The following is a 21,545-nucleotide window of genomic DNA, read 5'->3' on the forward strand; positions in this document are numbered from 1 at the left end:
CACCAGCCTGACCTTTATTCCCCTTCAGTAATGCTCAGCCATGTCATCCCTGAAAGTCATGGCAAAGCAGGGCGCAGTACCATGTTAATTCATCTAAGGAATGCAAAATGAAAATACGATTTTACCTCGTGATACCGGGTGCCCTGCTGCTGGCGGGCTGCAGTCAGCCTGTGGCGAAGGCTGAAATCCGGAGTGGCGGTGGTGGAACCATCGTTGCCATCAACCACACCAGATGGGCAATCAACCATTTCAGCGTCGACGGTCAGTCGGGGATAGACATCATTGGGCCGTATCAGGGCGGCGGGGGCGGCTGCTGCTATGGTGTGCCGGCGAAGTGGCGGCCGGGAATGAAGGTGAAAGTCGACTGGGAAAGTGGCGAAGCGTCCACAGATGATTTCCCTGGGTACCAGGATAGGGCTAAGTATCTGGCCTGGGAAAAGAAAATTGACGAAAGTAATCGAAATCATAGCAAAATTGTGCCAGTTCCGGACTATACGGGACAGGAAACCTGCGGGATCACGGTGCACTTTATGCCCTGCGATGAGGTGAAAGTGACAACCAGCTGCGTGAGCCCCGGCCGGCCGGGCTACCCAATCAACGAGCCGCTGCAGATGCCGGAGCCAAAAGTCTGTCCGCAATAATCACCAGCCTGACCTTTTTTCTACTTCATAAATGCTCAGCCATGTCATCCCTGAAAGTCATGGCAAAGCAGGGCGCAGTAACGCGTTAATTCATCAAAGGAATACAAAATGAAAATACGACTTTACCTCGTGGTACCGGGTGCCCTGCTGCTGGCGGGCTGCAGCCAGCCGGTGGCGAAGGCTGAAGTCCGGAGTGGCGGTGGTGGAACCATTGTTGCCATCAATCACACCAGATGGGCAATCAACCATTTCAGCGTCGACGGTCAGTCGGGTATAGATGCTATTGGTCCGTACCAGGGCGGCGGGGGCGGCTGCTGCTATGGCGTGCCGGCGAAGTGGCGGCCGGGTATGACGGTGAGGGTCGACTGGGAAAGTGGCGAAGCATCAACAAAAGGGTTTCCAGGGTTTGCAGATACGGAAAAGTATCTGGCCTGGGAAAAAAAAATGAGTGCTAATAATCGGCAGCATAGCAAGGTTGTCCCTGTACCGGACTATACGGGGCAAAAAACCTGCGGGATCACGGTGCACTTTATGCCCTGTGATGAGGTGAAAGTGACCACCAGCTGTGTGAGCCCCGGCCGGCCGGGCTACCCAATCAACGAGCCGCTTAAGATGCCGGAGCCAAAAGTCTGTCCGCAATAATCACCAGCCTGACCTTTATTCCCCTTCAGTAATGCTCAGCCATGCCATTCCGAAAAGTCATGGCTGAGCAGGACGCATGTCATCTGTTTCTTCATCAAAGGAATGCAAATGAAAATACGACATTACCTCGTGGTATCGGGTGCCCTGCTGCTGGCGGGCTGCAGTCAGCCGGCGGCGAATGCTGAAACCCGGAGTGGCGGTGGTGGAACCATCGAGGCCATCAACCACACCAGATGGGCAATCAACCATTTCAGCGTCGACGGTCAGTCGGGAATAGACATCATCGGGCCGTATCAGGGCGGCGGGGGCGGCTGCTGTTATGGCGTGCCGGCAAAGTGGCGGCCGGGTATGACAGTCAAAATAGACTGGGAAACGGGAGTGGGTGATATGGATGGGTTTCCAGGGTTTGACAGATGGGATGAGTATCTGGCCTGGGAAAAAAAAATGAAGGCCCAGAATAAGCAGCACAGCGCGGTGGTACCGCTTCCGGACTATACGGGACAGGAAATCTGCGGGATCACGGTGCATTTTCTGCCCTGTGATGCGGTGAAAGTGACGACCAGCTGTGCCAACTATGGTCACCCGGAACACCCGATCAAAGAGCCCCTTAAGATGCCGGAGCCAAAAGTCTGTCCGCAATAATCACCAGCCTGACCTTTATTCCCCTTCAGTAATGCTCAGCCATGCCATTCCGAAAAGTCATGGCTGAGCAGGACGCATGTCATCTGTTTCTTCATCAAAGGAATGCAAATGAAAATACGACTTTACCTTGTGGTACCGGGTGCCCTGCTGCTGGCGGGCTGCAGCCAGCCGGCGGCGAATGCTGAAACCCGGAGTGGCGGTGGTGGAACCATTGTTGCCATCAATCATACCAGATGGGCAATCAACCATTTCAGTGTCGACGGTCAGTCGGGAATAGACATCATCGGGCCGTATCAGGGCGGCGGGGGCGGCTGCTGCTATGGCGTGCCGGCGAAGTGGCGGCCGGGAATGACGGTCAAAATCGACTGGGAAACTGGAGTGGGCGATATGGACGGATTTCCGGGGTTTGCAAATAGGGAAAAATACAATGCGTGGCGAAACAAAATGAAGGTCCAGAATAAGCAGCACAGCGCGGTGGTACCGCTTCCGGACTATACGGGACAGGAAACCTGCGGGATAACGTTACATTTTCTGCCCTGTGATGAGGTGAAAGTGACGACCAGCTGTGCCAACTATGGTCACCCGGAACACCCGATCAAAGAGCCCCTTAAGATGCCGGAGCCAAAAGTCTGTCCGCAATAATCACCAGCCTGACCTTTATCTCCCTTCAGTAATGCTCAGCCATGTCATCCCTGAAAGTCATGGCAAAGCAGGGCGCAGTAACGTGTTAATTCATCTAAGGAATGCAAAATGAAAATACGACTTTACCTCGTGGTTCTGGGTGCCCTGCTGCTGGCGGGCTGCAGCCAGCCGGCGGCGAAGGCTGAAGTCCGGAGTGGCGGTGGTGGAACCATTGTTGCCATCAATCACACCAGATGGGCAATCAACCATTTCAGCGTCGACGGTCAGTCGGGTATAGATGCTATTGGTCCGTACCAGGGCGGCGGGGGCGGCTGCTGCTATGGCGTGCCGGCGAAGTGGCGGCCGGGTATGACGGTGAAAGTCGACTGGGAAACGGGGGTGGGTGGCTCAAAGGGGTTTCCGGGCTTTGCTGACTGGGAAAAATATAAGGCCTGGGAAAAAAAAATGAAGGCCCAGAATAAGCAGCACAGCGCGGTAGTACCGGTTCCGGACTATACGGGGCAAAAAACCTGCGGGATCACGGTGCACTTTATGCCCTGTGATGAGGTGAAAGTGACGACCAGCTGCGTGAGCCCCGGCCGGCCGGGATACCCAATCAACGAACCGCTGCAGATGCCGGAGCCAAAAGTCTGTCCGCAATAATCACCAGCCTGACCTTTATTCCCCTTCAGTAATGCTCAGCCATGCCATTCCGAAAAGTCATGGCTGAGCAGGACGCATGTCATCTGTTTCTTCATCAAAGGAATGCAAAATGAAAATACGACATTACCTCGTGGTATCGGGTGCCCTGCTGCTGGCGGGCTGCAGTCAGCCGGCGGCGAATGCTGAAACCCGGAGTGGCGGTGGTGGAACCATTGTTGCCATCAATCATATCAGATGGGCAATCAACCATTTCAGTGTCGACGGTCAGTCGGGAATAGACATCATCGGGCCGTATCAGGGCGGCGGGGGCGGCTGCTGTTATGGCGTGCCGGCAAAGTGGCGGCCGGGTATGACAGTCAAAATAGACTGGGAAACGGGAGTGGGTGATATGGATGGGTTTCCAGGGTTTGACAGATGGGATGAGTATCTGGCCTGGGAAAAAAAAATGAAGGCTCAGAATAAGCAGCACAGCGCGGTGGTGCCGGTGCCGGACTATACGGGGCAAAAGACCTGCGGGATCACGGTGCACTTTATGCCCTGTGATGAGGTGAAAGTGACCACCAGCTGTGTGAGCCCCGGCCGGCCGGGCTACCCAATCAACGAACCGCTGCAGATGCCGGAGCCGAAAGTATGTCCGAAATAATCACCGATCTGGCGTGGTTCCCACCGGCGTTTCCGGCACAGGGGCGTTTACCCGCTCAGGCTGCGCTGGTTGGCACAAACTGCGCGCAGCAGGATAACCACGAGCTGGCTTACCGGCAGGAGCTGTGCCTGGCCGCCGGGCGGCGCGTGGAGCCCCCCTGCTGCAAGACCCTGCATATCAGCCTGTTTTTTGACGGCACCGGTAATAACCTTAATCACGACTTATATATTGCTGACCCGAAGCACCCCACCAATATTGCCCGTCTGTTTCGCGCCACCATCGGGCAGGGGACTGCCGGGGGAGTAGAAAAAGGGGAGGAGCTGCTGGATGCTGATGGCAGCGGCGATGACAAATACTACAAATATTATATTCCCGGCGTCGGGACACCTTTTCCCGAGGTGAACGATCTGGATTTCAGCATGATGGGGCTGGCGGCAGCGACCCACGGTGAGGACAGAATCAACTGGGGCCTGCTGCGGATTATCGATGCGCTGAAACGGACGACAACCAGGAAGAGTCTGTCGAACAGGGCGAGCTGGAAGGCGGTGAATAAAATGGCGACCTCTGTGGCGTCCTTTGGACTGACCGGCAGCGCTAACCGCTATGAGACCTTCCAGAGCCTGCTGAAAGATATGTCATCAGAACTGCAAAAGGCCCTGGTACCGGCCGAACCCGGTAAGCCGAAGCTGCTGGGCATCAAACTGTACGTCTACGGCTTCTCGCGCGGGGCAGCAGCAGCGCGGACCTTTGTCAACTGGCTCAGTGAGCTGCTGCCTAAGCCTGAAAAGGGGAAGGATAAGCCCGAGCAGTGCCTGGCGGTAGGGGGGCTGAAAATTCCGCTCAGCGTGGAGTTTCTTGGCCTGCTGGATACGGTGGCCTCGGTGGGCGTGGCACATATCGCCCCGGTCGCGGAAGGGCATATGGGCTGGGCGGACGAGACCCAGGAGCTTCCGGCAGAGAAGGTCTACGGGGGCTTGATTAAAAACTGCGTCCACCTGGTCTCTTCCCACGAGCAGCGGCTGTGCTTCCCGCTGGATTCGATCCGCCGCCCGGATGGTCATTATCCGGCGAACAGCCTGGAGGTGGTTTATCCGGGAATGCACTCGGATTTAGGGGGTGGCTATCCACCGGGGGACCAGGGAAAGGCTAATGCAGGCAACGACGGTTATTTGTTGTCACAAATAGCGCTGCATGAAATGTATGCCTCTGCCTTCGGAGCTGGTGCCCCTTTAAAAGTACCAAAAGGAGCATTGCCCTCTGATTTAGCAGAGGATCTTTGGAGAACAATGTCCTTTGAGCTGGGGACAGAATTCGCGACTGCACCTGAATTAATCAACCGTTTCAACGCCTGGCGCGAGCTAACCCTAGGCCTGAGTTCGCCCGCGGCCCCGATTCCTCCTGAACAGGCCGCAAAATACGATCCGCCGCGCGCGCCGGTCAGCCTGGAGAAAGCGCTTGAAGATCAGATGGGCTGGATCACCGCGTGGCGTATCAACCGCTATGCCGGGGGAGCCTACAAGACCCAGCGCTTCTATATTGATTCGGCGGCGAACGGACTGGATAAAGACAGCGATCCGCTGGTCAGAAAACAGTCTGAGGCGGAGAGAGATGACTTACAGAAGGAGATTGAGAAAGAGCGCAAGAAAAAAATAGCCGGACATAAACCTGAAGAGGGTTTCCTGATGCTCCCGCCGGGGCTGAAAGATTTCGACGCCGCGCTGGGACAAACCCAGCTGCGCCAGGCCGCCGGGGAGTTCAGAGAGGATTACCACGGTCTTTCCCGTTCCTGTACCGGCAACTGGATGTTTACCGCCGTTGATTCAGTGAGTAACGCCATCTTCCTGCTGAATAACGACAATGAGTATGGCGAATGGCTCCGCATGAAAACCGCCGGGGACGATCGTGTAAAAGTGCTTTTCCCGGCGAGCGGCGAAGCGGGTAACGCCACTGAACCTGGCGGGCTGGTGCGGGCGCTGTTTGACGATCAGGTCCATGATTCCCGCGCATGGTTTATGCACAACGCCTTAGGCTCCCGCGAACCCTGGGGCAGCTATTTCCTCTACCGGATGATCTACTTCGGCAGCCGCTGCAGTAAGCCGATGACGCCGCTGATGATTGCCGGGGCGGTGGTGGGGGTGGCGACCCTTGCCGCAGGCGCGGCCGTTATCATCAGACAGAAAAGCGCGAAGGGCAAACTCACGGGACTTGCCGGTACCGTGGGGGCCGTTTACCTCGAAACACAGGCCATCGATCTGCTTTCCGGCAAACCGCTGCCGATGCTGCCTGATGCCGCACAGCTGCAGGCACCAACGATGGAGCCAGGCACGGTGGTTGCACAGCAGACTCAGGTCGTCAGCGAGCAGCGGCTGGCGCTGGCAAAATCGATGATTGAGTCCGGCTGGGCGGAAAATCTTAAGGCGACCGTAACGGCCTGATTCAGGGAGGAACAAAGGATGAAAGCAGTGATACGCGAGGGCGATACCCTGCGGGAGTACGGCGGGAAAGTGCTGGGCGGGCATTATCTTTGCTTCGGGAAAGGGATGGCCTGTAAAGGCGATGCGGTGAAGTGCAATAAACATGGCATGACGGTCATCAGCGAAGGCAGTTCGTTATCGGAAGCAGACGGACAGCCGGTGGCGCTGCACGGTCACCGTTGTGCCTGCGGCTGCACGCTAGTGAGCTCCTTTCCCGATTGCGGCATTGAACTGTGAGGCCGTTACCGGAGTATCCGCCCTACCGGGGCGCGCGCCCTCCTGATGGCAAGCGATGGCTGTCCGCGGGCGCGCTGATGGTGTTGCTGTTCGGAGGGGGCGGCGCGCTGCTTCATTCTGCCGGGAGCGGTGCAGGGCTGGTTATAAAAGGAATGGCTGGTGCGGTGGTTCTGATGGGCGTGCTCTGGTTAATACGCCAGCTGTATTACCGGACTTCGGTTCATAACGCCCGGTATTATGAACAACTGATTGAGCAGCAGCGACAGGCCTGGTGGGAGCAGCATCAATACCGTTTTGCGCTCAGTGAAATGGTGCTGCTGGGCCCGGCCGGAACCGATATGCAACACTGGCTGAGGCTGCTAAAGCGGGAGCATCGTGTTCCTGAGATCAAAAATGAGTCGAGCGGGAAAGCGCTGCGTATTGGTCGAACGCTGGTTGATACGGTGGCTGAACGTGAGGCTTTGCTGGCAAAACTGCTGGTGTTGCAATGGCAGACGCAAAGCGCAGATTCCTCCCTCCCACGCTTATGGCGCTGCTACTGGCAGGGTTCTCTGGATGCCTGGCGTGCTTTCTGTACTCAAATGCAGGTTTCATTTCCGGACGTGGCGCTTCCTGACAAACCGGAGACATGGCAAGGCGAGGAGACGCTGTCTGAACTTGCCGCAACGGCTCAAACGCTCCCTGAATCAGAGGCTATTCTGGTCGCCGGGTGCCATTCGATAGCTTCTTCGTTTAATTCTGCACAGCCTGCCGGTGAGTCCGCTGCACTGTGTCTGGTCGCGCAGAAAGGGCTGGTCAGCGTTACCCGGGGGGAGGTTTACGATATCGCTGGAAAAGAGGTTTTAACCGCAATCTGCGAGCGCGCGGAGCAGCAAAGCGACCTCAAAAAACCGCCTGACGTCTGCATGCTGTTCTCACAGCCGACGCTGCCCACCCTGGCGCAAAGCGGCTGGAATGTGACCCATCACGTTCAGGACCTCAACTGGGGGAACCCCGGTGATATGGAAATGCTTGTCGTGCTGATTCTGGCGGCCCTTTACGCAAAAAATTATCAAGAACCCTGCGGCTGGATAGCCAAAGACCCTCTACATACTCTCGCTCTTGGAATTATTAAACCTTATGGTGAAGGAAAATAAACCCGCTGAATTTTCGGTGCTTGCCACGGCGGTGTTGTTTGTTGCTACTGTCACGCTGCTTGTACTGGCAGGTGGATTGTTGTGGTGGTATTGGGGGGAAGATCTCTCCACGGAATGGGACGTGATACGTCGAATTATGACGGCCTGTTTTGTTGTCTGGGGAGTGTCGCTCTGCGTACTGGTGCTGGGGTTTATCGCTTTTCATTTAATGATTCGGGATAAAGTGATGGGAGAGTCTTCTTCCAGACCGGTCAAAAAGAAAAGAACGCCCCTGCTGCCGCTCAAGGCAGACATCGGTAGCCATCTCCGCCGCCGCTATAGCTTCTTCTGGCGAAGTAAAGTTCGTCTGCTATTAGTCACAGGCGATGAAAACGCCATCGCACAGCTCGTGCCCAACCTGCAAACCCGTCAGTGGCTGGAAGGTAACCGCACGGTCTTGATTTACGGCGGCAGCCTGACCGCTGAACCCGACGAAAAAAAATACACCGCCCTGCGCAAGCTGCGACGTGGTCGTCCTGTGGACGGCATCGTACGCGTAAATGGCGAAGGACAGAATATTACGCCGCAGATGAGCGAAAGTGATCTACGCGGACTGGAAAAAATCAGCGAACTGTTGCGTTATTCTGCCCCGGTTTATTTATGGCAGTTGTGCGACAGCACCTGGTCGCAGGCAAAACGTAATGAACAGACGGTTGGGGCTACTTTCCCGCTGCGTGCCCAGCCTGACGACATTACCCGCCAGCTTGAACGGATGCTGCCAACACTGCGAAACCAGGGAATGAGTCAGGTCGCTGAGAACAACAGCCACGACTTTCTGCTGCGACTGGGCCAGCACCTCAAAAACGGCGGTATCGCCCGCTGGGCTCAGCAGCTGGTGCCATGGCTGGCAGCCTCCCAGCAGCGCATTCCGCTGCGTGGCCTGATGTTCAGCCTGCCGGAGTATAAGCCTGCTGAAACGTTTGAGGGTGAAGCTGTTGCATCTGCCGACCCTGATAAATATGTTCCCGAATCACAACGCCACGCTCTGAGCCTGCCAGCAACCTGGCAGGGCATCGTGGATGACTGCGTCCGTGTTCGTGGCCGCCGTGTCGGTATGGCATGGGAACAGACGCTTGCCTGGACGCTGATGGCCCTTATCGGTATCTGGGGCGCGGGAACGCTGCTGTCTTTCGCGGTCAACCGTCAGCAGATCGTTTCTGTTGCCGGGCAGGCGCATGCCCTGGCAGAACATCCCTCTGTTTCGGATGACCAGCTCACGGCGCTGCATACGCTGCGTAATGACGCCGGCCGCCTGAAGCACCGTATTGAAGACGGCGCACCCTGGTATCAGCGCTTTGGTCTGGACCATAACCCGCAGCTGCTTGACGCGATGCTGCCCTGGTACGGCGTGGCAAACAACCGCCTGATACGCGACCCGGCAAATCAGGCGCTGATGCAGAAACTCAGTGCGCTGGTGAATTCAGCTCCCAACAGTGACCAGCGCGCTGCGCTTGCTAAACCGGGTTATGACCAGCTTAAAGCCTGGCTGATGATGGCTCGTCCGGATAAAGCCGATGGTGCCTTTTATGCGCAGGCTATGAAAACCGTGCAGCCGGCGCGGATAGGTATTTCAGCCGGCCTGTGGCAGAGCCTGTCGCCGGATTTGTGGGCGTTCTATATGTCCGAACTGCCAGAGCAGCCACAGTGGAAAATCACGCCGGATGCGCAGCTGGTTAGCCAGAGCCGCCAGGTCCTGTTGCAGCAGATTGGACGGCGTAATGCTGAAAGCACGCTGTACCAGAACATGCTCAAATCCGTGCGGCGTAACTTCGCCGATCTCTCTCTGGAGGACATGACCGGCGGTACCGATGCCCGTCGTCTGTTCACGACTGAAGATGTGGTGCCGGGCATGTTCACGCGCCAGGCCTGGGAGGGGGGCATTCAGCCCGCTATCGAAAAAGCGGCAAATTCCCGCCGGGATGAAATCGACTGGGTGCTGAGCGATTCCCATAAAGCAGTCTCAGCCGATCTGTCGCCGGAAGCCCTGAAAGCCCGTCTGACGCAAAGGTACTTCACTGACTTTGCTGGTCGCTGGCTGAGTTTTCTTAACAGTCTGCACTGGAACCCGGCAGACAATATCGCCGACGTCACCGACCAGCTGACGCTGATGAGTGATGTCCGTCAGTCGCCACTGATTGCCCTGATGAATACGCTCGCCTGGCAGGGACAGACCGGTCAGCAACGCGAAGGTCTGTCGGACTCGATCATCCAGTCGGCTAAAGAGCTGGTGGGCGGCAAAGATAAACCGGCGATTGACCAGTCGGCGGCAGGCCCGCAGGGTCCGCTGGATGAAACCTTTGGCCCGCTGCTTCAGCTGCTGGGTAAAAACAAAAGCAGCAACGTCATGTCCGCTGACAATTCGCTGAGCCTGCAGACCTGGCTGACCCGTATCACACGTGTGCGTCTGCGTCTGCAACAGGTGGCCAGCGCCTCTGATCCGCTGGAGATGATGCAGACCCTGGCGCAGACGGTATTTCAGGGTAAAAGCGTGGATCTTACAGATACCCAACAGTATGGCAGCCTGATTTCTGCCAGCCTGGGTGAAGAGTGGAGTGGGTTTGGCAACACGATGTTTGTGCAGCCGCTGACCCAGGCCTGGGAGACCGTGCTTCAGCCCTCCGCAGCCAGCCTGAACGATAAGTGGAGTCGTTCCGTTGTCGCAAACTGGCGCACCGCCTTTGACGGGCGCTTTCCGTTTACTGCCAGTAAAAGTGATGCCTCCCTGCCGATGCTGGCTGAATTCGTGCGTAAGGATAGCGGACGTATTGAGCGCTTCCTGGCGACGGAGCTCAGCGGTGTGCTGCACAAAGAGGGCAGCCAGTGGGTGCCGGATAAGATTAACAGCCAGGGGCTGAGCTTTAACCCGGCCTTCCTGCGTGCGGTTAACCAGCTGAGCCAGCTGTCGGACATTCTGTTTACCGATGGCAGCCAGGGCATCAGCTTTGAGCTGCAGGCGCGACCTGTACCTCAGGTGGTGGAGACGCAGTTGACCATTGATGGGCAAAAGCTGCATTACTTCAACCAGATGGCCGACTGGCAGAGTTTCCGCTGGCCGGGAGAGACTTACAGGCCGGGGACGATGCTGACCTGGACCACCGTCAACGCCGGAGCGCGCCTGTTCGGGGATTACAGCGGGACCTGGGGCTTTATTCGCTGGCTGGAGCAGGGCAAACGCCAGCAGCTTGACCGCAGCCAGTGGATGATGAGCTTCACCGCCCCGGACAGTCGCACTTTGCAGTGGGTGCTGCGCTCACAACTCGGCAAAGGTCCGCTGGCACTGCTGGACCTTCGCGGTTTCACGCTGCCCGATCAGATATTCAGTGTCGACAGTGCGGCCACCGCGCAGGCGCTGATGGCCAGTACCGGAAACAGTGACAGTGATGGAGTCGAATAATGAGTACACTGCAGAATCTGGTTGCCGCCTGTCAGGCAGACGAAACTCAGCTGCGACAACAGGCGCAGACGCGCATGGAAAACTGGCAGGGCTGGCTTACGCCAATAAGTGGCAGCAGTCTGACCGGTGAAGACCCGGGATATGATGATGATTTTCAGCGTATCCGCGAAGAGGTCAATAAGCTCACCGGGATCGATACCGGGCTGATATGCACGCTTGCCGAGAAGTTACTGATCGCCGGGGCGAAAGATATTCGGGTGGCGACGTATTACTGCTGGGCGCGCCTGCACCAGGATGGCGAGGCTGGCTTTGCCGAAGGGCTTGAACTGCTGGCGGGATTACTGCAGCGCTTCGGCATGCAGCTTCACCCGCAGCGGGATCGCAGCCGCAGGGCCGCGCTCGAATGGCTCGGCGGTACCCGTGTTCTGGACAGTCTGTCATTGTATCCGGAGGTTGTCCGCGAGGATGCACAGCGTACTGCCGGGGCGCTGTTGCTCATTACGGACAGCCTGGAGAGAGAGCCGGAGGCGTCACGGCCGGCGCTGAATGCTCTGTACAGCGCGCTGGAATCCCGCCTGATGAAGGCCGGGGGTGTGGATGCCGTGGTACCTCAGAATGTCAGTAACAAGAGTCAGTCACAGACCTTACACGCGACAGAGCCTGACGCGCCGATACTGAGCCGCATTACCTCTGGTCAGGATTTACTGGCTCAGGCTCGCATCCTGACAGGGTATCTGCGTGAACAGCCCGGTGGCTGGCTTGCGGCGCATCGGCTGATGAAGAGTCTGCGTCATGACACGCTGAACATTATTCCGGCCCCGGATGCTGAGGGGAAAACGCGCATCGAACCGCCAAGGGCTGACCAGCGAGCCATGCTCAAACGGCTATATCTCCAGCAGAGCTGGCTGGAGATTCTGGAACAGGCGGACAATACCTTCTCGCGCGGTGCCAACCACCTCTGGCTGGATTTACAGTGGTATATCCACCAGGCCCTGATGAAATCAGGGCAGGATGTACTGGCCGAGATCATCACCGCAGACCTGAAAGGGTTGCTGCGCCGCCTTACCGGGCTTGAAACCCTGGCCTTTAATGACGGAACGCCGTTTGCTGATGAAGTGACGCTGAACTGGATAAACCAGAGCGTGCTGGACGATATGTCCGGCTGGCGGAATGAGCCGGTCAGCGCCGGTGAGACAGATAACGATATTCTGTCTCTTGAGCCGGAAGCGCTGGATAAAGCGGATAGTGACGGTCTGGATGCCACACTTCACTGGCTGCAGACCCGCCCGGGCACTGACACCACAAAAGACAAATGGTTGCTGCGTCTGTTGATGGCCCGCGTAGCAGAGCAGAAGGGCAAAAATGAACTGGCCCTGCATCTGCTGGGTGAGCTCGATAGTGCCGCAGAGTCCATTACTCTCACGCAGTGGACGCCGGCACTGCTGTTTGAAGTGAAATCACGCCGCCTCAGACTTCTGCGCATGAAAGCCACACGCAGTGAAACCGATAAATCACGGTTACAGCCAGAGATGGACCAGCTTCTTGCAGGGCTGATTGCGCTCGATCCAGCCAGCAGTGCAGTGCTTTGCGGGTAAAAATCCCTCGCATACCTTTAATTCACACTTATTCAGGTTTTTATGGATGATTTAACCCTGCGTTATTATGACGCTGAAATGCGCTACCTGCTGGAAGCCGGTGAAGAGTTTGCCCGTGCGCATCCCGAGCAGGCAGCAATGCTCAATCTCGACAAGGCAGCTGCACGTGATCCGTTTGTGGAGCGCCTGTTCGAAGGCTTTGCTTTCCTGATGGGCCGCCTGCGGGAGAAGCTCGATGACGATCTGCCTGAACTGACCGAAGGCCTGGTCAGCCTGCTTTGGCCGCATTACCTGCGCACCATTCCGTCGATGTCGGTGGTGGAATTCACCCCTGACTGGCGCGAAATGAAAGAACCGATGCGAATCGTCAAAGGCTTTGAGGTGAACTCAAGGCCGATCGGTGAGAAGGGCACGCGTTGCCGCTATACCACCACCAAAGCGATTACCCTTCGGCCACTGTCGCTTGAGCACGCCCGCCTGTCGACTGACTCTGACGGACGTTCGGTTATCAGCCTGCGCTTTAACTGCAGCCACCTTGCCGACTGGCGTCGTGTCGATCTCACTCAAATCCCGTTCTATTTTAATGCCGACGCGCCGCTGGCCTGCGCCATGCATGAAGCTTTTACTATGAACATGGCGCATCTGTGGTTGCGCATGCCAGGCGATGTGGACAGAAAACCGCTGGACGGCTATTTCGCTGCACTGGGCTTTGGCGATGATGACGACCTGTGGCCGAAGGGGAGCAGCAGTTTCAGCGGCTATCAGCTGCTGCTGGAGTATTTCACCTTCCGCGAGAAGTTCATGTTTGCGGGCCTGCGTGGGCTGGAAACTGTCGTCTTTCCGGCTGAGCTCCCCTGGTTTGAAATCGACGTGGTGCTGGCGGAGCGCTGGGAGCATGACTTCAGCTTTACCGAAAAGCATCTGCGCCTGAACTGTGTGCCGGTGATCAACCTGTTTCCGCTGGAATCTGACCCACTGACGGTCAACTCCCTGCAGACCGAATATATGCTGCGCCCGATGCGCGTTCAGGATGGCCATACCGAGATATACGCGGTGGATTCTGTGGTGTCATCAAGCCAGCATACCTACGTGCCGTTCTCAAGCTTCCGTCATAAAGGCGGCATGATGCGTCATGAGGCGCCGGAATATTATTACCACACCCGCGTGCGACGTGGCCCGTCCGGGCTGCATAACACCTGGCTTGTCCTCGGTGGCGAAGCCTTTGATAACCATACCGTTCCGGAGAATGAAAGCCTGTCTCTGACGCTGACCGGTACCAACGGCCAGTTACCACGCCGCGCGCTACAAAGCACCGTCCTGGATACGGTGATGAAAACCACCTCAGCCAGTATTGCCGTCCGCAACCTGTGTGCACCGACATTACCCTGTTACCCACCGGATCAGGATCGCTTCCACTGGCGCGTGCTTAGCCACCTTGGCAGCGGCTTCCTGTCGATGATGGATAATGCCGACGTGCTGCGCGGCACCCTGGCGCTGTATGAGTGGACGGACAGTGAGATGAACCGCCGTCGTCTGGAGGCGATTATCGACGTGAAGCATAGCGAAACGGAGCGCTTCGAACAGGGCTACCTGGTGCGCGGCGTGCAGATTGACGTGACGCTCGACAGCCACGGCTTTGCCGGGCGCGGTGACATCTGCCTGTTTGGTGAGATGCTGAGTCGCTTCTTCGCGCTGTATACCGATATCTATCTGTTCAACCGCCTGATTATCATCCTGCAACCGACCGGAGAGCGTCTGAAATGGGAAGAGAAGCACAACCGCCGTATTCCCGGCTGACCCCACGACTGGAGGCTGACCTTAACCGGATAAACTTTTACCGTTTCTGCCAGCTACTGGAGAAGCAGAATCCGGGCAGGCCGCTGATAGGCTCAACCAGCCATCCTTCTGACGATCCGGTGCGTTTTGCGCCGCATCCCGGAATGGGCTTTCCGGCTGGCGAACTCAAAGCCGTCGGGTATGACGAAGAGAATGGCAGCAAACCACCGCTCATTCGCACCACGTTTATGGGCATGTATGGCGTGGATTCGCCGCTGCCGACCGCCTATCTTGATGACATCGCCCAGTGCCGGGAAGGGCATGAGGCGCTGCAGGGCTTTCTGGATATCTTCAGCCACCGCATCCTGACGCAATTTTATCGCATCTGGCGTAAGTACTCGTATCCGGCCACCTTTGAGCCAGGCGGTACTGATGCGATTTCACAGTCGCTGCTTGGCCTGGTGGGGCTGGGTATTCCCGGGACGGCAAAGCATATTGCCACGCCGGTGTCGCGCTTTCTGGCGCTGCTTGGTGTACTTCGCCAGCCGGGAAAAACGCAGGAGGGATTACAGGCGCTGGTGACGCTGCTTGCCCCGGATACCACCGTCAGGGTCAGCCCATATTGCCTGCGTCCGGTGGAAATCAGTCAGCCATTAGGTTTTTACGGAGACGACGATTTTCTGCTGGATGGCAACACGCCGCTGGGTGACGAGGCGATGGATGCCAGCAGCCAGCTGCTGATTGCCCTGTCCACCGAAAACGAACAGGAGTCGCAGGGCTGGAAACCGGACGGGCTGCTGTATCAGGACTTTCTGGTGATGCTGCGTGTCTACCTTGGCTGGCGTTTTAAGGCAAAAATCACCCTGACCACCCGAACCCGACTGCTGGCCGCGCCGCCGCTCGGCGAAGGGCCTTTCTGGCTGGGGATGAATGGCGTGCTGGGCGCGGAAGACGAAGCCCTCCCGGACGATATCCCGCAGACTTTTACGACAGAACTGGGCTATTACACCGGCATGAAGCCCGCCACACCACAACAAGGAAACCGACGTGTTACGTACAAGTTTAACTAAGACCGCGCGCTGGCTGTTACCCCTGCTGACATTCAGTCTGGCGGGCTGCGGGGTGACGCAGGGTATTAGCGATGGCACCAAATCAGCATTTAACGCGGTGTTCTACAAAAAGATTAAGGTGCTGCACCTGGATTTCACTGCCCGTGAGGCACTTAACACCGACTCCAGCGAGAGTAATTCGCTGTCTGAGCCGGTGATTATTCGTGTCTGGCAGCTGAGAGATCGCAAAACTTTCGACAAAACGGTCTACCAGCAGTTGCTGAAAGAGGGGGAAACCATTCTGAAAGCTGACCTGCTGGCGAGCCGTGATGTGGTTTTGAAGCCGGGCGGTGATGCGGACCTGAATATGCCGATGGAGGCCGATGCACAGTTTGTCGCGGTGGCTGGGCTCTTCCGCCACCCGGACAGGGTTAACAACAACTGGAAGCTGGTGATTGAGCGCGAAGATCTTGACCCGGATAAGCCGCGCATTCTTGAAGCCGGTAACAACCATCTGACGCTGAAACCGCTCAGGGATGACTGATGCCACAGGGAAACAATACGCCTTCACTGTATGAAATGCTGACGGGCAACTTCACCGGCGGCCTCGATCTCCATCAGGTCAGCGAGGAGAACCAGCTGATTCTGTCCGTACTGGACAATATGCAGCGTATCCTCAACTGCCGTGCCGGTACGCTGGCGCATCTGCCCGACTACGGCCTGCCGGATATGACCCGAATCCTGCAGGGCATGCCAGGTACTGCTCATGAACTGATGGGCACGCTTTCGACGCTGCTGCTCAGATATGAGCCCCGCCTGAAAAAGATAGACGTTGTTCTGCTTGAGCAGCACGTGCCCGGCGAACTGCGCTATGCCATTGATGCAGAGCTGAAAGGCGTCGGACTTGTCCGCTACGGCACTGAGTTTATGCCCGAGGGGCGGGTGCTGTTGAGGCACCTGAAGCAACAGCACTATCTCGACACCACAACCCGGATCTGAGGCCAGAAAGCACCATGTCTCTAAAAACACAGTTCCTCAAAAAACTGCAGGACAGGCAACGTGACCCGGTCTCATTTACCTGTAAAACGCAGGCTGATATAGCGGCATTCCGCCTGCGAATGACACAGCTTCAGGAGCAGATGGATATATGGCTGACAGATACCGGCCTGCATGTTGAAACGCAGTCCGTGTCCGTCACGGACCTGCTGGTCGACAGCGGAGCGTTTGAGATTGCCAGCATCGCCCTCCATATCGACAACCGGTCTGTAAACTTTGTGCCGGTATTCCTGTACGGTCAGGGCGTAACAGGATGCGTGGAGGTGACCTTCCGGGATGGCGTGCAGGTGACGCCATTGGGACGACTATTCATGCGGTCAGTTTCGGTGAACGACTGGACCTTTGCTCCGTCTGGTGATCTCTCCCGTTCCGGGCAGGGGTTTAACGAGAGCACATTTTTTAGCCTGATTATTGCGCTCCTGCAGTAGCGTCTGAGGCTGTAAAAGAGTGCGTGATTTTTAAACCTGTTAATTGCCTGAAATCCTCCCTGCCATTTAAACGAACATCTTTCATCCCTTCAGATCTACCCAATGGACAACTGGTCATGAATGACACTTCCCCGCGAAAAATCAAAACCGGCGGTGACCCGCGCACGCTGCCGGATTACAGCGCCCTGCGCGATGAACTCGGTAAGCTGACACATCCGGCGCGCCCGGATGTGAACTGGCAGTATGTTGAAAAGCTCTGCCTTTCACTGTTTGAGCAGAACGGCGTGGAATTGCAAACGGCAGCCTGGTATACGCTGGCGCGTGCGCAACTGGCTGGCTTATTCGGGCTCAATGAAGGGCTGACGATAATCGAGGCCCTGGTCAGACATCAGTGGGGGGCGCTGTGGCCTCAGCCAGTCCATGCCCGTATGGAAATCCTCAGCAGTCTGAGTCACCGTTTGCAGCAACGAATGCGCTCGCTCCCGTTAAATTACAGCGACCTCAGCCAGCTCTATCGGGCGGAGCAACTGCTTACCGGACTGGGAGAGGTACTGCAGCGTCTGGAGCTTAAGCATCTGAGCCAGCTCGATACGTTGCGTACTCAGATTCACATGAGTGCTGTCCGGCTGGAAAATAGTGATGGCACGGCCTGCACTGCGCCGGACACTCAGCCAGATACCGTATTGCCTGCCACCGTGATGAAGGAGGCGACAGCCGCCTCAAAGGAGCCTGCCGGTTGCCGGTCTGATGATGCTCAGGGCAGGGCAGTGAAGTGGATATATGTCGCGCAATCGGAACCGCAGCCGAACGTGGACGTGCTGGCCGCTGCGCCCGTCCCGGTTAACAGATGGACATTCTTTGCTGCCGGGATGTGCGCCATGCTGATGATATGCATGGTGGCAGGGTGGGCATGGCATTCTCTGAACCGGTCCGAACCCCTGAAGGTCCGGTTTGCCGCATCGCTGGCACCGCTACCTTCACCGCTTGCGCCGGAAGATCTGGATCGGTTACGTCGGCAACCGCCGCTACCCCAGTCTCTCATTACACAAACGGAGCAGCAGATTGCCCGACTGGACAGATTGCCTCCTGACTGGAGTATCGCCTACAGCCGGACACTCACAGAGCAGGCTCAGGCGCTGTGGCCGGAGCAGGGCAATTCCCTGGCAGATCAGTGGCAGCAAAACCTTAATGCGGCCGTGTTGTCGTCAGAGCAGCGCAATGGCTGGGATCAGGGAATGACAACGCTAAAAAATCTGAGCAACAGGCTGAACGGGCTGGATCAGCAGAAAGGCAAATACATCACGGTGAGTGAGCTGAAATCCATTGTTTTTAATGCGATGCACTCATTTCACAAATCGATACCCGCTGAAGAACAACTGCGCGTACTGTCTCAACAACCGGCTGGTGCGCCTTTGCCTGCCGCAGCCCGCGCACAGCTGGAGATGCATCTGAAACAGTTAACAGCCAGCTATGCTGAAATAAAACAGAATGCCGCAGAGTAGTCGCAGACGCGAAAGTGCGGTGTGATTAAGTCCGCTATAAGCATGGCGACCGCGATGCAGTCAGCGCGGATGAATGTTCTGCAGACTTTGCTCAATGCCTGCCCGAAAGACATTCCGGAAATCGTATTACCGGGTCAGACTCGTTGCGTGACGAAACGTCATGGACAGCACTCTGATCAGGTTAACCAGTGAGGATTTATCGCGCCGGTAAAAAGCAGGTGTTGTAATGCGGGCAGGTGTAAAAGGGAGGGCAGATATTGTCCCCTGCAGGAATCGAACCTGCAACTAGCCCTTAGGAGGGGCTCGTTATATCCATTTAACTAAGGGGACAGCGGCACGCAGTATAGCGAAACAGGCGATGAGATTCATCAGGTCGCCGCGCGTTTGCTCATTACGTCAGCAATGTCGCTGTTCAGCCTCTCTTTTGAGACCACTTTTTTCATGCAGGGGCCAGATAACACGTGCAGCGCAAATCCTTCTGCGCTGCACTTTTTTACCTGACGACAGTTATTCAGCACCTTCCTCTTTTTCTCCCCGCTCTTCACGCTCACGACGCTTCTCCTGCCTGCGCTTTTCCGCCTTCGCTTTGGCGACCGCCGCTTCACTCATGTCATTACGGATCTGTGCGTGACTGATCAGCGCAAAAATCAGGGTGCCGCCGGTGATGTTGCCGAGCAGAGTAGGCAGGGCAAACGGCCAGAGGAACTCATGCCAGCTGATGCTGCCATTGAAGACCAGATAGAGCACCTCCACCGATCCCACCACGATATGCGCCAGATCGCCCAGCGCAACCAGCCAGGTCATCATGACAATGACCACCAGTTTGGCCCCGCCCGCAGAGGGGAACATCCAGACCATGGTGGCGATAATCCAGCCGGAAATGACGGCGTTGGCAAACATTGAGCCGGGCGAGTTCTCCATCACTTTCATGCTGATGTCGGTAAAGGCCTGGCGGGTCGCCTCGTCAAAAATGGGCATCTCGTTGAAGGCCAGCGCACCCAGTGCCGTACCGATCAGGTTACCCAGCAGGACAATACCCCATAACCGTAACAGCAGACCGCCATTACCCCAGGTCGGTTTGTGCATGACCGGCAGCACTGCCGTGACGGTGTTTTCGGTAAATAACTGCTGGCGCGCCATAATGACGATGACAAAGCCAAAGGTGTAGCCGAGATTTTCCAGCAGAAATGCACCCGGCACGCCATCAAGGTGGACCTTGAATATCCCCTTCGCCATCAGTGAGGCACTCATGGAGAGGCCTGCGGCAATGGCTGACCAGAGCAGGGCCATCCCGTCACGCTCCAGCTCTTTCTCCCCATCCTGACGGATCTCTTCATGGATCGCTGCGGCGCGGGAGGGTAATGCCTCCTCATCGACTTCGATGTCAGTGCCCTTGTCCTTCTCTTCGCTATCGACGTCGTTAGGACCCTGTTCATTACCTGATGAAGGCTTCATATTTTCTCCTGGTGATAGTGCTGTGGCGTAATAAGCGTAGCTGTTTTTTATTTGCCAATTATGTAACGAGCGATGCGAATAAGCGTAACAAGCTTTTTCATACCTGCATTTTTATTCAGACTCAGCGCCAGACCGCACGAATAAACCCCTGACAGCGCGCCTGAGCAGCGGCTCAGACTTCGGCCCTTAGCAACATTGTGGTAATATCCCGGCCACTTTTAGCTGGTGCGATTCCCCCCTCGATGTTGGAAATCATTACGCTCACTTGTGCATACGATGAACGCGCGCTGTTTCAGCAGCTCTCATTTCGCGTCTCTGCCGGTGACATTGTGCAGATTGAAGGCCCCAACGGTGCCGGTAAAACCTCGCTACTGCGACTGCTGGCAGGGCTGAGCCGTCCTGAGCAGGGTGAGATACGCTGGCAGCAGCAGCCGATCCTGCGGCAGCGCGACGCCTGGCATCAGGCAATGCTTTATCTGGGCCATCATCCCGGCGTCAAAGGCGTCCTCACGCCGCTGGAAAATCTGCGGTTCTACCATCCTGACAGCAGTGACGCGCAGATCTTTGCTGCGCTTGACAGTGTCGACCTCACGGGTGACGAAGAGGTGCCGGTAAGCCGGTTGTCGGCGGGTCAGCAGCGTCGCGTCGCGCTGGCGCGCCTCTGGCTCAGCCAGGCCCGCGTCTGGATCCTGGATGAGCCGCTGACCGCCATCGACAAAGCGGGGGTTGAAAAATTAATGGCCAGATTTGCCGCCCATGCCGATAACGGGGGCGCCGTGATCCTGACAACCCACCAGGATCTACCCGCTACGGCCGCGCGGGTGCGTAAAATTCGCCTCGGCGATGCGGAGGCAAGCTGATGCTGTTTCGCCTGATTCAGCGTGAATTGCGTATCGCCTTTCGCGGCGGTGCTGATGTGGTCAATCCGCTGTGGTTTTTCCTGATTGTGATTACCCTGTTTCCGCTGGGCATCGGACCTGATCCGCAGCAGCTGGCGCGCATTGCGCCGGGTGTCGCCTGGGTGGCCGCGCTGCTGGCGTCACTGCTGGCGCTGGAGCGCCTGTTTCGCGACGATTTCAGCGACGGTTCGCTGGAGCAGCTTCTGCTGTTGCCTTCGCCGCTGCCGGTGACGGTCATCGGCAAAGTCGTGGCGCACTGGCTGATCACCGGTCTGCCGCTGATTATCCTGTCGCCGCTGGCGGCGCTGCTGCTGTCGCTGGATTTCAATAGCTGGCGGGCGATGGCCCTGACGCTGCTGCTCGGCACGCCCACCCTGAGTTTTCTCGGTGCCATCGGCGTCGGGCTGACGGTGGGATTACGCCGGGGTGGGGTATTGCTCAGCCTGCTGGTGTTGCCGCTGGCGATTCCGGTGTTGATCTTTGCCAGTGCCGCGATGGAAGCCGCCAGTCAGGGCCTGCCGATGGGTGGCTATCTGGCGATTCTTGGCGCGATGCTGGCAGGCAGCGCCACGCTCTCGCCGTTTGCCACGGCGGCGGCGTTACGGATTACGTTGCAGTAACCGCGCATAAAAAGACGCGGCCTTTTTTATCGT

Annotated in this window: 20 protein-coding genes and 1 tRNA gene; 19 read left to right on the forward strand and 2 right to left on the reverse strand. The window is 57.1% G+C overall.

All coding sequences use genetic code 11. From position 1 onward, the window contains the following. Nucleotides 1-107 precede the first annotated feature (107 nt). The 17 genes from OJ965_RS07995 to OJ965_RS08075 all read left to right on the forward strand — a co-directional run bounded on the left by OJ965_RS07995 (nt 108) and on the right by OJ965_RS08075 (nt 18,538). A complete protein-coding gene (locus tag OJ965_RS07995; protein WP_265138719.1) occupies nt 108-641 on the forward strand; it encodes a Tli1a family immunity protein in 534 nt (177 codons plus the stop codon). Nucleotides 642-749: 108 nt separating this feature from the next. Next, nucleotides 750-1,283 carry a Tli1a family immunity protein gene (locus OJ965_RS08000; protein WP_265138720.1) on the forward strand — a complete coding sequence of 178 codons (534 nt, stop codon included), beginning with the start codon at nt 750-752 and terminating at the stop codon, nt 1,281-1,283. 108 nt (nt 1,284-1,391) lie between these two features. Then, nucleotides 1,392-1,925, forward strand: coding sequence for a Tli1a family immunity protein (locus OJ965_RS08005; RefSeq protein WP_265138722.1), 534 nt, complete (start codon nt 1,392-1,394; stop codon nt 1,923-1,925). Nucleotides 1,926-2,033: 108 nt separating this feature from the next. Further along, entirely contained in the window at nt 2,034-2,567 is a 534-nt protein-coding gene (locus tag OJ965_RS08010) for a Tli1a family immunity protein (RefSeq protein WP_265138723.1), read from the forward strand. Nucleotides 2,568-2,675: 108 nt separating this feature from the next. Next, a complete protein-coding gene (locus tag OJ965_RS08015) occupies nt 2,676-3,209 on the forward strand; it encodes a Tli1a family immunity protein (protein ID WP_265138725.1) in 534 nt (177 codons plus the stop codon). A gap of 109 nt (nt 3,210-3,318) precedes the next feature. Beyond that, a complete protein-coding gene (locus OJ965_RS08020) occupies nt 3,319-3,852 on the forward strand; it encodes a Tli1a family immunity protein (protein WP_265138726.1) in 534 nt (177 codons plus the stop codon). Next, nucleotides 3,840-6,287: a T6SS phospholipase effector Tle1-like catalytic domain-containing protein gene (locus tag OJ965_RS08025; RefSeq protein WP_265138727.1), complete on the forward strand. Its 2,448-nt coding sequence runs from the start codon at nt 3,840-3,842 to the stop codon at nt 6,285-6,287. The genes OJ965_RS08020 and OJ965_RS08025 overlap by 13 nt, the downstream gene beginning before the upstream one ends. Nucleotides 6,288-6,305: 18 nt before the next feature. Continuing rightward, nucleotides 6,306-6,563: a PAAR domain-containing protein gene (locus tag OJ965_RS08030; RefSeq protein WP_154927569.1), complete on the forward strand. Its 258-nt coding sequence runs from the start codon at nt 6,306-6,308 to the stop codon at nt 6,561-6,563. A gap of 77 nt (nt 6,564-6,640) precedes the next feature. Then, entirely contained in the window at nt 6,641-7,699 is a 1,059-nt protein-coding gene (locus OJ965_RS08035; RefSeq protein ID WP_154927570.1) for a hypothetical protein, read from the forward strand. Continuing rightward, a complete protein-coding gene (locus OJ965_RS08040; RefSeq protein ID WP_265138729.1) occupies nt 7,683-11,132 on the forward strand; it encodes an ImcF-related family protein in 3,450 nt (1,149 codons plus the stop codon). Before OJ965_RS08035 ends, OJ965_RS08040 begins: the two co-directional genes overlap by 17 nt. Further along, nucleotides 11,132-12,727: a type VI secretion system protein TssA gene (tssA, locus tag OJ965_RS08045; RefSeq protein WP_265138730.1), complete on the forward strand. Its 1,596-nt coding sequence runs from the start codon at nt 11,132-11,134 to the stop codon at nt 12,725-12,727. The genes OJ965_RS08040 and tssA overlap by 1 nt, the downstream gene beginning before the upstream one ends. Nucleotides 12,728-12,769: 42 nt before the next feature. Beyond that, on the forward strand, nt 12,770-14,524 hold the full coding sequence (tssF, locus tag OJ965_RS08050; protein ID WP_265138732.1) for a type VI secretion system baseplate subunit TssF: 1,755 nt from the start codon (nt 12,770-12,772) through the stop codon (nt 14,522-14,524). Further along, entirely contained in the window at nt 14,488-15,573 is a 1,086-nt protein-coding gene (tssG, locus tag OJ965_RS08055) for a type VI secretion system baseplate subunit TssG (RefSeq protein WP_265138734.1), read from the forward strand. The genes tssF and tssG overlap by 37 nt, the downstream gene beginning before the upstream one ends. After that, nucleotides 15,551-16,096 (forward strand): type VI secretion system lipoprotein TssJ, encoded by a 546-nt coding sequence (gene tssJ / locus OJ965_RS08060; protein WP_058956744.1) that lies wholly within the window; start codon nt 15,551-15,553, stop codon nt 16,094-16,096. The genes tssG and tssJ overlap by 23 nt, the downstream gene beginning before the upstream one ends. Next, the gene (tssE, locus tag OJ965_RS08065; RefSeq protein WP_046102306.1) at nt 16,096-16,551 is read left to right on the forward strand and encodes a type VI secretion system baseplate subunit TssE; all 456 of its coding nucleotides are present in this window, start codon (nt 16,096-16,098) and stop codon (nt 16,549-16,551) included. Before tssJ ends, tssE begins: the two co-directional genes overlap by 1 nt. A 14-nt stretch (nt 16,552-16,565) precedes the next feature. Further along, on the forward strand, nt 16,566-17,036 hold the full coding sequence (locus OJ965_RS08070; protein WP_265138736.1) for a hypothetical protein: 471 nt from the start codon (nt 16,566-16,568) through the stop codon (nt 17,034-17,036). Nucleotides 17,037-17,152: 116 nt separating this feature from the next. Continuing rightward, a complete protein-coding gene (locus OJ965_RS08075; RefSeq protein ID WP_265138738.1) occupies nt 17,153-18,538 on the forward strand; it encodes a VasL domain-containing protein in 1,386 nt (461 codons plus the stop codon). Nucleotides 18,539-18,796: 258 nt separating this feature from the next. Here the strand turns inward: OJ965_RS08075 and OJ965_RS08080 are convergent. Both OJ965_RS08080 and OJ965_RS08085 read right to left on the reverse strand, forming a co-directional pair. Further along, nucleotides 18,797-18,868, reverse strand: a tRNA-Arg gene (locus OJ965_RS08080). Between the two features lie 177 nt (nt 18,869-19,045). Further along, nucleotides 19,046-19,993, reverse strand: coding sequence for a formate/nitrite transporter family protein (locus OJ965_RS08085; protein WP_009088915.1), 948 nt, complete (start codon nt 19,991-19,993; stop codon nt 19,046-19,048). Between the two features lie 242 nt (nt 19,994-20,235). Between OJ965_RS08085 and ccmA the strand changes: the two genes are divergently transcribed. Continuing rightward, nucleotides 20,236-20,853 (forward strand): cytochrome c biogenesis heme-transporting ATPase CcmA, encoded by a 618-nt coding sequence (ccmA, locus tag OJ965_RS08090; RefSeq protein WP_265138740.1) that lies wholly within the window; start codon nt 20,236-20,238, stop codon nt 20,851-20,853. Next, nucleotides 20,853-21,512 carry a heme exporter protein CcmB gene (gene ccmB, locus OJ965_RS08095; protein ID WP_265138741.1) on the forward strand — a complete coding sequence of 220 codons (660 nt, stop codon included), beginning with the start codon at nt 20,853-20,855 and terminating at the stop codon, nt 21,510-21,512. The genes ccmA and ccmB overlap by 1 nt, the downstream gene beginning before the upstream one ends. Nucleotides 21,513-21,545 lie beyond the last annotated feature (33 nt).

This window comes from Pantoea anthophila, from assembly GCF_026104315.1.
GTDB lineage: Bacteria > Pseudomonadota > Gammaproteobacteria > Enterobacterales > Enterobacteriaceae > Pantoea > Pantoea anthophila.

Excerpts from the sequence above, each read along its gene's own strand:
- OJ965_RS07995 (WP_265138719.1), top strand. The coding sequence starts at position 108 with ATGAAAATACGATTTTACCTCGTGATACCGGGTGCCCTGCTGCTGGCG.
- OJ965_RS08000 (WP_265138720.1), top strand. The coding sequence starts at position 750 with ATGAAAATACGACTTTACCTCGTGGTACCGGGTGCCCTGCTGCTGGCG.
- OJ965_RS08005 (WP_265138722.1), top strand. The coding sequence starts at position 1,392 with ATGAAAATACGACATTACCTCGTGGTATCGGGTGCCCTGCTGCTGGCG.
- OJ965_RS08010 (WP_265138723.1), top strand. The coding sequence starts at position 2,034 with ATGAAAATACGACTTTACCTTGTGGTACCGGGTGCCCTGCTGCTGGCG.
- OJ965_RS08015 (WP_265138725.1), top strand. The coding sequence starts at position 2,676 with ATGAAAATACGACTTTACCTCGTGGTTCTGGGTGCCCTGCTGCTGGCG.
- OJ965_RS08020 (WP_265138726.1), top strand. The coding sequence starts at position 3,319 with ATGAAAATACGACATTACCTCGTGGTATCGGGTGCCCTGCTGCTGGCG.
- OJ965_RS08025 (WP_265138727.1), top strand. The coding sequence starts at position 3,840 with ATGTCCGAAATAATCACCGATCTGGCGTGGTTCCCACCGGCGTTTCCG.
- OJ965_RS08030 (WP_154927569.1), top strand. The coding sequence starts at position 6,306 with ATGAAAGCAGTGATACGCGAGGGCGATACCCTGCGGGAGTACGGCGGG.
- OJ965_RS08035 (WP_154927570.1), top strand. The coding sequence starts at position 6,641 with ATGGTGTTGCTGTTCGGAGGGGGCGGCGCGCTGCTTCATTCTGCCGGG.
- OJ965_RS08040 (WP_265138729.1), top strand. The coding sequence starts at position 7,683 with ATGGTGAAGGAAAATAAACCCGCTGAATTTTCGGTGCTTGCCACGGCG.
- tssA (WP_265138730.1), top strand. The coding sequence starts at position 11,132 with ATGAGTACACTGCAGAATCTGGTTGCCGCCTGTCAGGCAGACGAAACT.
- tssF (WP_265138732.1), top strand. The coding sequence starts at position 12,770 with ATGGATGATTTAACCCTGCGTTATTATGACGCTGAAATGCGCTACCTG.
- tssG (WP_265138734.1), top strand. The coding sequence starts at position 14,488 with ATGGGAAGAGAAGCACAACCGCCGTATTCCCGGCTGACCCCACGACTG.
- tssE (WP_046102306.1), top strand. The coding sequence starts at position 16,096 with ATGCCACAGGGAAACAATACGCCTTCACTGTATGAAATGCTGACGGGC.
- OJ965_RS08070 (WP_265138736.1), top strand. The coding sequence starts at position 16,566 with ATGTCTCTAAAAACACAGTTCCTCAAAAAACTGCAGGACAGGCAACGT.
- OJ965_RS08075 (WP_265138738.1), top strand. The coding sequence starts at position 17,153 with ATGAATGACACTTCCCCGCGAAAAATCAAAACCGGCGGTGACCCGCGC.
- OJ965_RS08085 (WP_009088915.1), bottom strand. The coding sequence starts at position 19,993 with ATGAAGCCTTCATCAGGTAATGAACAGGGTCCTAACGACGTCGATAGC.
- ccmA (WP_265138740.1), top strand. The coding sequence starts at position 20,236 with ATGTTGGAAATCATTACGCTCACTTGTGCATACGATGAACGCGCGCTG.
- ccmB (WP_265138741.1), top strand. The coding sequence starts at position 20,853 with ATGCTGTTTCGCCTGATTCAGCGTGAATTGCGTATCGCCTTTCGCGGC.